Genomic DNA, 13,203 nt, shown 5'->3' with positions numbered 1-13,203 from the left:
ATGACCGAGGCGGAAGCGTGGGGCGATGACGTCTACCAGCCCGACGGAAGCGAGGTCCGGGACGACGTCGGTCTCCTGGACTACGAGGACACCCTCGAAGGGCCGCTCGGCGACCCGTTCGACGAGGGGTACTCGCCCCCGGAACGGCCCCTCGGGGTCCAGCACACGGGGGTGACCGCGGCCGAACGGCAGCGCGGCGAAACCCTGGACGAGCGTCTGGCGGAGGAGGAGCCCGAGGTCTCCCCCCTGGACGGCGACGGCCTCGGCGACACGACGGACACCGACGGGGAGCTCCTGGACGACCAGGTCGGCAGCCGGCGCGCGGGCCGCCTGATGTCCGAGGACGAGGGCACGGGCCCGGTCGGCTCGGAACCGAACGCCCGGGACCTCGGCCTGGCGGGCGGGGCGGCGTCCGCGGAGGAAGCGGCGATGCACGTCGTCGAGGAGGAGTGACCCCGGCGCGGGACGGCGTGCGGGGGGAGTGACGCCGTCGAGGGGCGACCTCGACGGGGGACGGCGTGCCGGGAACGGCCTCCGCGCGGAACGACGTCAGCGCGGCCCCGGATTGCGGACCGCGAGCAGTGCCGCGCCGACGTCCGCCGCCGCTCGTGGGTCGGAGAGGGAGCGGCCCGTCAACTCCTCCACGCGGCGCAGGCGGTAGCGCACGGTGTTGGGGTGGACGAACAGGCTCCGCGCGGCGTCGCCGGCCGAGCCCGCGGCGGCGAACCAGTGCTCCAGGGTGCGCAGGAGCCGGGACCGCTCCGCGACCGGAAGGTCGAGCACCGGCCGGAGGACCACCTCCATCAGGTGCGCGGCCTCGGCCGGGGCCGCGGCGACCACCATGGCCAGCGGGTCGTCGTCGAAGCGGGCCACGCCGGGCCCGGTGCCTTCGAGGCCGGCCAGGGCGAGACGTGCGAAGCGCAGCGCCCGGGGCGTGTCCCGCAGCGACCGGAAGCACGGGCTGAAGCCCACGCGGGCGCGGGTCCGGCGGAGGATGCGCAGGCACGTCGTCTCCGCCGCCGCCGTGGGCAGGGCGATCAGGGCGAGCTGTTCGTCCGGCAGGAGCCTCCACGCGGAGGGGAGGTTCGCCTGGCGCAGTGCCGTCTCCGCGCCGGTGAGCGGTTCCTCGCCGGGAGCACCGGCCTTCGCCGCGGCGACCGCGTAGGGGCCGTGCTCGGGCAGCTCCAGTTCGCGGGCGGCCTCCCACAGCGTGCGGTCGGTGACGACGCCGGTGAACACCGCCTCCACCAGGGCGGAACGCCGTGCCTGTCCCTGTGACGTCAGCTCCGCGGCCGTCTCGCGGTAGGCCACCGCCACCGCCTCCGCGTACAGCCCGGACAGCGTCCAGAACTCGGTCGACTCCGACAGCAGGAGGTCGCCGGAGACCTCGGGGCGCGTGCGGGCCTCGGCGAGGATCTCCGTCCACAGCAGTTGCGAGCCGACCCGGTACGCGTGCAGCGTGTCCGCCAGCGGAACCCCCTGCTCCGCGCGGAGCCGTCCCGTCTCACGGGCCGAGCTCGCGTCAGGAGCACCGCCGAGACGGAGGTGGGTGAGAATGAGGTCCGCGTTGGCGGTGCAGGAATCGCGCAGCGAGTCCAGGGAGATCAGCGACTCGTCCTTGTACGCCTCGACGTCCGCGCGGATCCGCAGCGCCATCCGCTCGCCCAGTTCCGGAAGCCCTGCCTGAAGCGTCGCCGCCACGCCCGAAAGGATCATCTCCGCAGCCTAACGCCCTCATGTTGTGGCGGGGGACAATCCGGAACGCCGTGCGTTGTCCCTCCGGCCATAGGCCGCGACCGCGCACGGCTGCAAGATGTCGACGATGTAAACATTCGGTGATCCCAGGTAACGGAGGCGGGTCATGGCCAATCTGGCAGGGTTCCTCGTGGAGACGGCGGGGCGGCAGCCCGAGCGCCCGGCGCTGCGCCTGGGGGAGCAGGTCATCACCTACGCGGAGCTGGACGAGCGCAGCGCCCGGGCCGCCGCCCTGCTCAGGTCCGAGGGCGTACGGCCCGGGGACCGCGTCGCCCTGATGCTGCCGAACGTTCCCGAGTTCGTCGTGCTGTACTACGGCGTCCTGCGCGCCGGAGCGGTCGTCGTGCCGATGAACCCGCTCCTGAAGACCCGGGAGGCGGAGTTCCACCTCGCCGACTCCGGCGCCGTACGGCTCTTCGAGTGGTACCGGGCGCCGGGCGAGGGCGCGCGGGGGGCGGCCGCCGCGGGAGTGCGGCACACGGCCGTCGAGCCGGCGGACTTCGCCGCGACGCTGGCCCGGCACGAGCCGCTGCCCGAGGTCGCCGACACGGACGACGAGGACATGGCCGTCCTGCTGTACACCTCCGGCACCACCGGCCGTCCCAAGGGAGCCGTGCTCTCCCACGCCGGGCTCCGGCACAACACCGAGGTCAACAGCGTCCACGTCCAGCGGATGACGCCGGAGGACGTGGTGGTCGGCTGTCTGCCGCTGTTCCACATCTTCGGCCAGATCTGCACCATGAGCGCGGCCGTCCGCAGCGGCGCCTCCCTCGTCATGATCCCGCGCTTCGACCCGGGGGCCGTCCTGGACGCCATCGCCCGCGAACGGGCCACCTTCTTCGAGGGCGTGCCGACCATGTACGCGGCGCTGCTCCAGCACCCGTCCGAGGCGGACGTGTCGACGCTGCGGATGTGCATCTCCGGCGGCGCCTCGCTGCCGGTGGAGATCCTGCACGGCTTCGAGCGGCGCTTCGGCTGCGCCGTCCTCGAGGGCTTCGGCATGTCCGAGACCAGCCCCGTGGTCACCTTCAACCACCCCGACCGGCCGCGCAAGGCCGGCTCCATCGGCACCCCCATCCGGGACGTCGAGGTGCGGCTGCTCGACGACGAGGGCCAGGACGTGGCCCCCGGCGGCGTCGGCGAACTGGTCGTCCGGGGCCCCAACGTGATGAAGGGGTACTGGAACCGCCCGGAGGAGACGGAGGCCGCCGTCCCCGACGGCTGGCTGCGCACCGGCGACCTCGCCCGCGCCGACGAGGACGGCTACCTGTACATCGTCGACCGCAAGAAGGACATGATCATCCGCGGCGGTTACAACGTCTACCCGCGCGAGATCGAGGAGGTCCTCCACGAGCACCCGGCCGTCGCCCTCGCCGCCGTGATCGGCGTCCCGCACGCCGCACTGGGCGAGGAGGTCGCGGCCGCGGTCGTGCTCCGCGCCGGTGCGCAGGCCCTCCCCGACGAGCTGCGGGAGTACGTCAAGGACCGCGTGGCGGCCTACAAGTACCCGCGCCGGGTGTGGCTGGTGGACGCGCTGCCGCTGGGACCGAGCGGCAAGATCCTCAAGCGGGAGATCACCGCACCCGTGGGGTGAGGGCCGTCCGTCGCGGTGGATGCCCCGGGTCGGCCCCGGACCGGAGCGGCCCGGGGGTCGACCGGGGGGCGACCGGGCGTCAGTAGGGCGTTGCCGCGTTCTGCCGCGCCCAGTTCCGTTCGGCGTCCGAGCCGCCCGGCGGGGGCACGAGCCCGTTGATCATCCAGAGCTCCTCGCTGGTCTCGTCGACGTGGAACTCCCAGTGGAGACCGGCGTGCCGCTCCAGGTGGGGGTGCAGCATCTCCCTGATCCAGCGGGCGGTCCTGCGCCTGCTGTCCTCGTCGGGATTGCGCCGGGCGATGTGGTCGATGGTGATGCGGACCCCGACCGGGGCGGGCTCCCCGCCGACGTAGAAGTCCTCGGGCCGGGTCTCGTGGAAGAGCGTGACCACGTAGAAGCGGGGCAGGCCCGCCTTCTCGTAGTGGTCCGCGACGGTCGCGGCGAGCCGGTGCTTCTCCTCGGCGGAGAAGATCCCGGGCGTGTGGTGAACGGTCCACAGGGGCATGGCGGTTCGTCTCTCCTTCGTCAGGGGGTCAGCCGGCGGCCGGGAAGGTCAGGTGCTCCACGGGGCCGGAGAGCGCGGACTTCACGGCGGCGCTGACGTCGTCGGCGAGGACCTCCACGTCCCCGGCCTCCAGTCCGTCGACGATCCGCGCGGCCACGTCGGCGGGCTTCGCCTTGCTCCGCCGGAGGGCGGAGACCATGTCCGTGTCGATGAATCCGGCGTGCACGCCGACGACGTGCGTGTGCTGCGGCGCGAGTTCGAGCCGGAGCGAGTTCGTGAGGGACCACGCCGCCGCCTTGGAGGCGCCGTAGGCTCCGCTGCCCGCCAGCCACGACAGCACGGAGTGCATGTTCACCAGCGCCCCGCCGCCGTTCGCGGCGAGGACCGGCGCGAACGCCCGGGCCACCCGCAGCGGGCCGAAGACGTTGACGTCGAACGTCTCGGCCGCCTCCTCGACGTCTCCCGTGAGCAGCGGGGCGGGGTGCAGGACCCCGGCGTTGTTGAACACGACCTCGGCGTCCCCGGCGAGCTCGGCCAGGGCGGCGACCGACTCGGCCGAGCGGACCTCGAGCGGGACGGTCACCACCCGGGGGCGCCCGTCGACGTACGCCGAGCGGGCGGTGGAGTACACCTTGCCCGCCCCGCGTGCCAGCACTTCGTCCACCAACGCGGCGCCCAGCCCCCGCCGTCCGCCGGTCACCACGACCACCTTGCCCGCCACCGCAACCACAGCACGCTCCCGATCTGAATAACGACCTCGTTAGTCAGATGCAAGCACGTCAGGGCTGAGTAACGCAAGCATTAGTTACAATGGGCGGGTGGCGATGAGGTTCGAGAAGCGATTGAGCGACCGGGACGCCTGGTCGATCGGCGACGGGTGCTCGGCCGGCCGGGTGCTCGACCTGCTCAGCACCCGGACGGTCTTCATGGTGGTGCGGGAGTGCTTCTACGGCACCACCAGGTTCGAGGACTTCGTGACGAGGATCGGCACCTCCGCGCCCTCGGTGTCCCGCGCGCTCAAGCAGCTGGAGGCCGCCGGGGTCGTGACCCGCACCCCCTACCGGGAGCCGGGGAGGCGGGCGCGCGACGAGTACCGGCTGACCGGGGCCGGCGAGGACCTCCTGCCGGTCTTCCTGTCGCTGATCCGGTGGGGCGACGCGTACCTCCAGGACGGCCGTCCGCCGCTCGCCTTCGTCGAGGCCGAGAGCGGTCGCCCGTTGAGCGTGCGCGTGACGGCCGACCCGGCACCGGATCCGTCCCCCGACGCCATCGAGATCCGCGTGCACCCCGACCGGCGCCGCGACTGACACGGCGCCGGCGCGGGTCCCGCCGCGTGGCGAGGAGGCGCCCGCGGCTCAGTCCGCGCGCTTCCCGCCCTGGAGGTGGAGCGAGCGCAGGGCCGCCTCCAGGGCGAACCGGTGGTCGGGGTCGAGGAGCCGGTCGCCGAAGTGGTTGTCCAGGTTCCGCAGGCGGTAGCGGACCGTCTGGGCGTGCACGCCCAGCATCTCGCCGACCTGTTCGGCGGGGGCCCGTGTGGAGACGTGCACGCGCAGGGTCTCGACCAGCCGCTCGCGCCGGGTGCCGGACAACCTGTCGAGCGGGGCCAGCTCGCGCGCGGCGAGATGGGCCGTGAGGGCCGGATCGGATAACAGCCACAACGTTGTCAGATGCTCCTCGCAGTGCACGAGGGGAGCGTCCGCCACGATGCCGTCGTCGATGAGCTGCAGGACGCGTCGCGCCCAGCGGACGGAGTGCGCCGCCTGCACCGGCGGCACGGTCAGACCGACGACGGCGGGGGTGCCGGCCAGCGCGGAGTCGAGCATCGCGAGGCGCTGCGCGGTGAGCGGGCCGGGGATGAGCAGATGCGGCTCGGGGAGGCTGAGGTCGGCCAGGACGTCCCGGTCGAGACCCGCCTGGACGAGTTCGGCGACGGGGGGGCGGAGGGCCACCAGGGTGCACTCGGCGGGGAGCTCCCAGGAGGCCTCCTGGCACAGCTCGGCGATGGTCGCCCGGGGTAGCGGCGGGCCGGCGACGACCAGGTGGAGCAGTTGTCTCCGCAGCGCCGCCACATCGGACACGGCACGCGCCTGGACCATGAGGTAGCCCTCGCGGGAGAGGGTCTCCAGCTCGTCGACGTAGGCGAAGAGGGCGTCCGCGAAGGCCAGGATCAGGGTGGGGGAGAGGTTGTAGGTGCGCCCGATGCTCTTGGCCCGGCGCAGCGCGATGCGCGCGCCGAGGCGGTAGGCGCCTTGCAGGGTGTCGAGGTCCCGGCCCTCGTAGGCCTCCACCCGGCCGAACTTGCGGATCAGCTCGTCCCGGAGGGCCGAGTTGCGCCCGGGATCCGCGACCCGCTCCACGAAGGCCGCGAGCGCCTGCTCCACGCCCTGGCGGATCGCGTCCGAGTGGGGCCCCTTGAAGAGGTGGGCGTACACGGGGTAGGCCCGCTGGACCTCCACGCCGATCTCCTTGATGAGGCCCGGGATCTCCGGTCTCATCAAGGCCGCGAACTCCCGGGGGAGCGGATCGAGCGGCTCGCCGACGTTCGGTGGTTGTGCGATTGCGGGCATGGACCGATCCCTTGCTCTCCTGCGCGACCGGTGGGGAGCGGCGGTGCGGCGCCCGCCGTGAAGGACGGGCACCGCCTTGGCCGTCAGGTGCGTACCAACGGGGACTGCCGAAGCTAAATCAACTGCTGTGTGCTGTACACAACTTGCGCAAGAGTTGGCGCCCCGGGGGTCCGTGTGGCGCCCGAGTAGGCCGGGAATCGCCCCTGGGTGGCCGTTACCTGACGGCCGAGTGCCAGTTCCGCGAGAACACCTTTCCGGCGTCGGGGGCGGCGAGGCCGGGGGCGTAGAGACCGGTCAGGTAGGTCTGGGTGTTGTCGAGGGTGATGCTGTTCCTGCCGGCGGCGGCGGGCAGTCCGGTCTTGAGGTTGACCGCGCCGTTGACGAGGCCGAGGCCGAGCCCGCAGCCGCTGGCGCCGGGGACGGCGAAGGTCTTGTCGACCTGGGTGGAGCCGAGGATGTTCAGGCGGCTCATGTCGCCCTCCTCGTTCGGCGAGCCGTCGCCGTCGTAGCGCTCGACGGAGAAGTCGGGGGACGTGAGGTTGCTCGGGCGCAGCACGATCGGGTTGGACTTCGTGCCGATGTAGCAGTTGCCGCCGAGGAAGGGGTTCTGGAGGTGGATGCGCACCGGGATCCGCACGATCGGCATGTCGGTGAGGACGCCCGCGATCTGGTCGAACTCCGAGGGCGTGCCGACCGACTCCACGGTCGCGGTGATCTTGTTGAGGTTGGCGTCCGACAGCTGCCGGCAGATGTCGGTGATGAACGGGACGTCGCTCGGACACATCAGGCCGAGCAGGCCGCCGGGGACGGTGGCGGAGTCCGCGATGAGCGAGCCGGCGGGCGGGGGGACGACGGTGTTGGTGCCGTCGGCGTTCTGGACCACACCGATCTGGAGGTTCGTCCGTCCGGTGACGACGGTGGTGTTGCCGAGCTTGATGGAGCCGCCGGCGGAGGAGGACGACACGCACTGCGGCGACCGGTCGAGGCCGTCGGCGGCGAGTATCGCGGGGGCGTCGACGGGACAGCGGTCGAACGGGGCCCAGGCGCCGTCCAGCCGCGGAGCGGCCGCGGTCGCCGTGCCGATGGAGACGAAGGCACCGAGCGCGGTCAGCGCGGAGAGGGTGGCGAGTCTCGTGCGGGAGGGGACGAGGGACATGGCGGATGCCTTCCGTCGGGGGGAGAGAGGACAGATGGGTCGGTTCAGCGTTCGGGCTTGGGGACCACGAACGGCTGACGGTCTTCGGTGCACTGGCCCTCGGTGGGCACGTCGACGCCCACGGCGCAGGTCTGGCCCTGGATCTGCTTGATGTAGTTGCCGGGGCCGGAGATGGACGCGGTGAGGAGCCGGTCGAGGTTCTCGCCGCCGGCGCCGCAGCCCTTGAAGGCGGGGATGGTCACCTCGCCGGTGAGCGGGCCGCCGCCGGTGAGGAGGTAGCCGGTGGCGTCGGTGCCGTTGAGGAGCTGCCCCTTGCCCAGGAGCACGAGGTGGTCCCCGGGGTACTTGACGGGGTCGGGCTCGGATGAGGTGAGCGGCCTCTCGGTGCGGCAGGAGGGGCCGACGTCCAGCCGGGTGCCGTTGACCCGGACGTCGAGCACGCGCAGGACGAAGCGGGCGCGGACGTAGGTGTCGGAGAGGTTGTCGGGGAAGACCAGGAGGACGTCCGAGTCGACGGTCAGGGGACCCGTCTGCTCCAGGACCATGGTGGCCGTGGCCGGCGCGAAGTCGAACGTCAGGAAGGTGGCCTTGAACGGAGGGGTCTGCCGGCGCCCCTGGTAGGAGAGGTGTCCCACCGACGGAGTGAGGAGGTGCATGCTTCCGTCCGGCCGGATCACGAACTCCGGCTGGCCCTGTTCGATCAGGACGCAGGACACGGGGATGAGGGTGGCGCCGTTCAGCTTCCGCACGTTGGAGTAGCCGGTGATGTACGCCGACAGCGACGTGGGGGTCGGCTTCTCCGTCACGCAGGGCGGTGCGGACGGCCGGGTCCCCGGGGTGCCGGGGGCGCCCTCGTCGGTCACCGTCAGGCCCTCGTCCGCCCGCCGTCCGGTCCGCGGGTCCTTCGGCGGGCGGCCCGTCCCGTCCGCGGTCCCCGGCCTCACCGGGGCCGTCCGGTCCGTCGGGAGCGACGGCCCGGAGGAGGGGGAGGCGGAGGAGGGGGGAGGGGCCGACGAGGGGGCGGGCGGCGACGTCGGGGGCGGGGTGCTCGGCTCCCCGGTGCCGCCGTCGGCACCGATCGGGACCGTGGCGAGCGGTGTCCGGCCCTCCGCGTCCTGAGCGGGTGCGCAGGTGACGGAGACGGCGGCGGGAGTGGTGGCCGTGCTCGGGGCGAGGTCGAGGGCGAGGCCCTGGGCGGTGAGGGTCAGGTCGCCGGCGGTGTCCGTCGTCAGGACGGGCACGTCACCGGTCGTGGTGAGCACGAGGGGGCCCTCGGCGGGGACGTCGAGGGACTGGGCCGTGCCGCTCCACGTGGCTTCCGCGCGCTGTTCGTTCTGGGCCACGCCGACGGTGAGCCGGGTCTCGGCCCGTACGGGGGAGCCCGGGGACGCGGCGAGGTCGGCCGGGACCGGGAGTTCCACCGTCGTGGTGACGTCGGTGGGCCGGATCTCCTCGCCCGGCGCCGCCCGGTCGGGGAGGGCCGCCGTGATCCGCACCGTCGCCGGCTGCTGCCCCGAGGGAAGGGTGCAGACGTAGGGCAGCGCGGCGTCGACCTTCAGCGTCCCGACGGCCGCGGCCGCGGCCGGGAGCAGGGGGGCGAGCGCCACGAACGCGGCGATCGTCGCGCCGCGCGCGCGGATGCGGGAGGGTCGAGGGGTGGGCCCGGGGCCTCTCATCTGTTGCTCCGCTCGGATCGTTCGTGCGCCGACGGGGTCGGCCATGGGGGCGGACAGCCCGCGTCCGCCCGGCCGGGGTCGCCGGCCGGACGGACGCGGGTTCCTGCTGCCTTACGGGTTGGAACCGACGATCGTCGGGATGGTGGCGCCCGTCTTGAAGAGGTACGTGCCCTTGAAGGTGGGCTTGGCGCCGACCGGGACGGCCGAACCGCAGCCGGTCGACGACACGACGGTGAGCTCGCCCGCGAGGCTGTTGACGGCGAGCGCGCCCGTCGAGTTGGTGTACGTGCCGGAGGCCTTGCCCGTCACGCGGAAGACGCACGCGCCGACGGTCACCTTGGCGTCGACGTTGCCGACGTAGCCCTTGGTGACGCCGGTCGCGGCGGTGTAGTCCTGCGCCACGATCGTCCAGGGGGTGGTCGGGACGGCGGTCACCGGGCCCAGCACACTGGTGCAGGGCGCCCCGGTGGCCCCGAAGGCGATGGAGCTGATGTTGCCGACGGTCGCCGGGTTGCCGGTGGTGCTCTGCCCCGTGCCCGAACCGTTCGACTTCGTGCACGTCATGGCGATGCCGTTGACGCTGAGGACGATGTTCCCGCTGTTGATCGCGGTGATGCTGGCCGGGGACGGGCTGACGGTCCAGACCGTGGAGGGCACCGCCGAGGCGGGGCTCACGGCGAGGGCGAACGCGGCCGAGGCGGCTCCGGCGACGACGGCGAGGTTTCTGATGGGCTTCTTCATGACTCTGGGACTCTCCTTGGGGATTGACCGGCAGAGGGTGGCCGCGGTGGGGGTCGAGCGGCCGGCGGCCCCGACATTCCTCGGCCGCGAAACCAGACGTTACTTGCGGGAAACTTAGCTGAACAATGGCGCAGTCCATGATTCTTTGAAGACGTCGAATTGCCTGTCAAGCGGGTGAGCGGTGGCGCGAATCCCCTTGGTTCCCGGGTGCGCAATGTCGACATTTATGATCGATCAGATCAGGCGTGGCCGACGGATTGGCGGACGATGCGCCCTTGCGGTCCCGCCGGATCGGCCTTTTGCTCTCGCCGGTGACAGGAGGGCAGGTGGAACTGTCTCCCGCCTGACAAAAGTCCCGTCGCTCGATTTCGGCCCGCGAAAACTCCGATTCCGGTATTGCCGTGAGAGGTTACTCGGCCGTAACGTTCCCCGGGCCGACGCTCGATCGCAGGTCGGCGCGGCACTCTGTCTCCACGGAGACAAGGTCCGACACCGGCTTTGTCTCCACGGTGACAACTGCCGGAGCGGATCAAGGATTTTGCGCCACACCTATTGTCCGGGTGATCCGCACCGGTTTACCGTGCGCCCGCGGCGCACACCCGACGCACGCTTGCTGGAGGTGGTATGGGAATCGAAGTAGTCGTTGATGGTCTGACCATGTCCTTTGGCAAGCAGAACATCTGGCAGGACGTGTCGCTGACCCTTCCGGCCGGAGAGGTCAGCGTCATGCTCGGCCCTTCCGGCACCGGGAAGACCGTTTTCCTGAAATCGCTCATCGGACTGCTCAAGCCCCAGCAGGGCCGCGTCCTCATCAACGGGGTCGACATGGTCAGCAGCCCCGAACGGGACATCTACGAGACCCGGAAACTCTTCGGCCTCATGTTCCAGGACGGCGCCCTCTTCGGCTCCATGAGCCTCTTCGACAACATCGCCTTCCCCCTGCGCGAGCACACCCGCAAACGGGAGTCCGAGATCCGGCGCATCGTCATGGAGCGGATCGAACTCGTCGGCCTGCTCGGCGCGCAGGACAAGCTGCCGGGCGAGATCAGCGGCGGCATGCGCAAACGCGCCGGACTGGCCCGAGCGCTCGTGCTCGACCCGCAGATCGTCCTGTGCGACGAACCGGACTCCGGACTCGACCCCGTCCGCACCGCCTACCTGTCCCAGCTCCTGATCGACCTCAACGCCCGCATCGACGCGACGATGCTGATCGTCACCCACAACCTCGACATCGCCGCCACCGTCCCCGACAACATGGGGATGTTCTTCCGGCGCAGGCTCGTCACCTTCGGCCCCCGAGAGGTCCTCCTCACCAGCGACGAACCGGTCGTCACCCAGTTCCTCGCCGGCCGCCGCGAAGGCCCCATCGGCATGTCCGAGGAGAAGGACGCCGCCCTGCTCGCCGCCGAGGCGGCCGGCCCCGCGGGCCACCCGGCGGTGCCCCGTGACATCGTCCCCCAGCTGGAACCCTCACCCGGTCTGCCGCCCCGCGCGGCCGTCACCCGACGGCGCGAGCGCGTCCTCGGCATGCTCGACCAGCTGCCGCCCGCCGCCCGCGCCGCCATCCGCGACACCTATGCGCGCGGCGCCACGGCACCCACCCTGACCCTGCCGGCCCCCGGGAGCGGCTCGTGATCACCGGCGCGCTGCGGCAGACCGGCCGCCTCTTCGCCCTCGCCGCCGAGGTGAGCCGCGCCGTCTTCCGACGCCCCTTCCAGTTCCGGGAGTTCGTCGAGCAGTTCTGGTTCGTCGCCAGTGTCACCATCCTGCCGGCCGCGCTCGTCTCCATCCCGTTCGGCGCTGTCATCGCCCTCCAGGTCGGCTCGCTCACCCAGCAGCTGGGAGCCCAGTCGTTCACCGGCGGCGCGAGCGTCCTCGCCGTCATCCAGCAGGCCAGCCCGCTCATCGTCGCCCTCCTGATCGCGGGCGCCGGCGGCTCCGCCATCTGCGCCGACCTCGGCTCCCGAAAGATCAGGGAAGAGCTCGACGCGATGGAGGTCATGGGCGTCTCGCCCGTCCAGCGCCTGGTCGTCCCGCGCGTCCTCGCCACCATGGCGGTCGCCGTGCTCCTCAACGGGATGGTCTCCGTCGTCGGCACGCTGGGCGGCTACTTCTTCAACATCGTCCTCCAGGGCGGCACCCCCGGCGCCTATCTCGCCAGCTTCTCCGCCCTCGCCCAGCTGCCCGACCTCTACATCAGCGAACTCAAGGCCCTGATCTTCGGGTTCATCGCCGGCATCGTCGCCGCCTACCGCGGACTCAACCCCCGCGGCGGGCCCAAGGGCGTCGGCGACGCCGTGAACCAGTCCGTCGTCATCACCTTCATGCTGCTGTTCTTCGTGAACATGGTGCTGACGGGCATCTACCTGCAGATCGTCCCCCCGAAGGGCGGCTGACACCGATGGCCTCCCCGTTCCTCTGGCTCGACCGCTCCGGCGACCAACTCCTCTTCTACGTCAGGGCCCTGCTCTGGATCCCGCGCACGCTGCGCCGCTACCTCAAGGAGGTGCAACGGCTGCTCGCCGAGGTCGCCTTCGGCTCCGGCGGCCTCGGCGTCATCGGCGGCACCATCGGCGTCATGGTCGCGATGACGCTGTTCACCGGCACCGTCGTCGGCCTCCAGGGCTACGCGGCCCTCGAACAGATCGGCACCGCCGCCTTCACCGGATTCGTCTCCGCCTACTTCAACACCCGCGAGATCGCCCCGCTCGTCGCCGGACTCGCCCTCTCCGCGACCGTCGGCGCCGGATTCACCGCCCAACTCGGCGCCATGCGCATCAACGAAGAGGTCGACGCCCTCGAAGGCATGGGCATCCGCTCCATGCCGTACCTCGTCACCACCCGCATCATCGCGGGCGTCGTCGCCATCGTCCCGCTCTACGCGGTCGGCCTGCTCTCCTCCTACCTGGCCTCCCGCTACGTCACGGTCCTCTTCAACGGCCAGTCCCAGGGCACCTACGACCACTACTTCAACCTCTTCCTGTCACCGACGGACGTCCTCCTCTCGGTGCTGAAAGTGCTGATCTTCAGCGTGATGGTGATCATCGCCCACTGCTACTACGGCTTCCGCGCCTCCGGCGGACCCGCCGGCGTCGGCATCGCCGTCGGCCGCTCCGTACGCAACGCCATCGTGCTGATCAGCGTCACCGACTTCTTCCTGTCGCTGGCCCTCTGGGGCGCGACCACGACCGTGAAGGTGGCGGGGTGAG

The 13,203-nt window shown here is 71.6% G+C and carries 13 protein-coding genes; 6 read left to right on the top strand and 7 right to left on the bottom strand.

Annotated features, from left to right (window positions below):
• Window positions 1–453: a DUF5709 domain-containing protein gene (locus tag ACZ66Z_RS21420; RefSeq protein ID WP_469936172.1), complete on the top strand. Its 453-nt coding sequence runs from the start codon at window positions 1–3 to the stop codon at window positions 451–453.
• 96 nt (window positions 454–549) lie between these two features.
• Here the strand turns inward: ACZ66Z_RS21420 and ACZ66Z_RS21415 are convergent, their stop codons facing one another.
• On the bottom strand, window positions 550–1,701 hold the full coding sequence (locus ACZ66Z_RS21415; protein ID WP_469936259.1) for a PucR family transcriptional regulator: 1,152 nt from the start codon (window positions 1,699–1,701) through the stop codon (window positions 550–552).
• Between the two features lie 160 nt (window positions 1,702–1,861).
• Between ACZ66Z_RS21415 and ACZ66Z_RS21410 the strand changes: the two genes are divergently transcribed.
• Window positions 1,862–3,349, top strand: coding sequence for a long-chain-fatty-acid--CoA ligase (locus ACZ66Z_RS21410; RefSeq protein ID WP_469936170.1), 1,488 nt, complete (start codon window positions 1,862–1,864; stop codon window positions 3,347–3,349).
• Between the two features lie 79 nt (window positions 3,350–3,428).
• Here the strand turns inward: ACZ66Z_RS21410 and ACZ66Z_RS21405 are convergent, their stop codons facing one another.
• Both ACZ66Z_RS21405 and ACZ66Z_RS21400 read right to left on the bottom strand, forming a co-directional pair.
• A complete protein-coding gene (locus ACZ66Z_RS21405; RefSeq protein WP_469936168.1) occupies window positions 3,429–3,854 on the bottom strand; it encodes a tautomerase family protein in 426 nt (141 codons plus the stop codon).
• Between the two features lie 28 nt (window positions 3,855–3,882).
• The gene (locus ACZ66Z_RS21400) at window positions 3,883–4,584 is read right to left on the bottom strand and encodes an SDR family oxidoreductase (protein WP_469936166.1); all 702 of its coding nucleotides are present in this window, start codon (window positions 4,582–4,584) and stop codon (window positions 3,883–3,885) included.
• Between the two features lie 94 nt (window positions 4,585–4,678).
• Between ACZ66Z_RS21400 and ACZ66Z_RS21395 the strand changes: the two genes are divergently transcribed.
• Entirely contained in the window at window positions 4,679–5,161 is a 483-nt protein-coding gene (locus ACZ66Z_RS21395; RefSeq protein WP_469936257.1) for a winged helix-turn-helix transcriptional regulator, read from the top strand.
• A 48-nt stretch (window positions 5,162–5,209) separates the two neighbouring features.
• On the opposite strand, the gene ACZ66Z_RS21390 is transcribed toward ACZ66Z_RS21395, so the two are convergent.
• The 4 genes from ACZ66Z_RS21390 to ACZ66Z_RS21375 all read right to left on the bottom strand — a co-directional run bounded on the left by ACZ66Z_RS21390 (window position 5,210) and on the right by ACZ66Z_RS21375 (window position 9,994).
• A complete protein-coding gene (locus ACZ66Z_RS21390) occupies window positions 5,210–6,421 on the bottom strand; it encodes a PucR-like N-terminal domain-containing protein (protein WP_469936164.1) in 1,212 nt (403 codons plus the stop codon).
• Between the two features lie 214 nt (window positions 6,422–6,635).
• Entirely contained in the window at window positions 6,636–7,577 is a 942-nt protein-coding gene (locus ACZ66Z_RS21385) for a hypothetical protein (protein ID WP_469936162.1), read from the bottom strand.
• A gap of 44 nt (window positions 7,578–7,621) precedes the next feature.
• On the bottom strand, window positions 7,622–9,253 hold the full coding sequence (locus ACZ66Z_RS21380; protein ID WP_469936160.1) for a DUF6801 domain-containing protein: 1,632 nt from the start codon (window positions 9,251–9,253) through the stop codon (window positions 7,622–7,624).
• 111 nt (window positions 9,254–9,364) lie between these two features.
• The gene (locus ACZ66Z_RS21375) at window positions 9,365–9,994 is read right to left on the bottom strand and encodes a hypothetical protein (RefSeq protein WP_469936158.1); all 630 of its coding nucleotides are present in this window, start codon (window positions 9,992–9,994) and stop codon (window positions 9,365–9,367) included.
• A 624-nt stretch (window positions 9,995–10,618) separates the two neighbouring features.
• On the opposite strand from ACZ66Z_RS21375, the gene ACZ66Z_RS21370 reads away from it, so the two are divergent.
• The 3 genes from ACZ66Z_RS21370 to ACZ66Z_RS21360 are packed head-to-tail and all read left to right on the top strand — an operon-like array spanning window position 10,619 to window position 13,202.
• Window positions 10,619–11,629, top strand: coding sequence for an ABC transporter ATP-binding protein (locus ACZ66Z_RS21370; protein ID WP_469936156.1), 1,011 nt, complete (start codon window positions 10,619–10,621; stop codon window positions 11,627–11,629).
• Window positions 11,626–12,390 carry an MlaE family ABC transporter permease gene (locus tag ACZ66Z_RS21365; RefSeq protein WP_469936154.1) on the top strand — a complete coding sequence of 255 codons (765 nt, stop codon included), beginning with the start codon at window positions 11,626–11,628 and terminating at the stop codon, window positions 12,388–12,390. Before ACZ66Z_RS21370 ends, ACZ66Z_RS21365 begins: the two co-directional genes overlap by 4 nt.
• A gap of 5 nt (window positions 12,391–12,395) precedes the next feature.
• Entirely contained in the window at window positions 12,396–13,202 is an 807-nt protein-coding gene (locus ACZ66Z_RS21360) for an MlaE family ABC transporter permease (RefSeq protein ID WP_469936152.1), read from the top strand.
• Window position 13,203 lies beyond the last annotated feature (1 nt).

The sequence above is a fragment of the Streptomyces sp. NPDC107498 genome (genome assembly GCF_055582805.1).
Note: the sequence above shows the minus strand (reverse complement) of the source record. Positions and strands in the feature narration are given on the sequence as shown.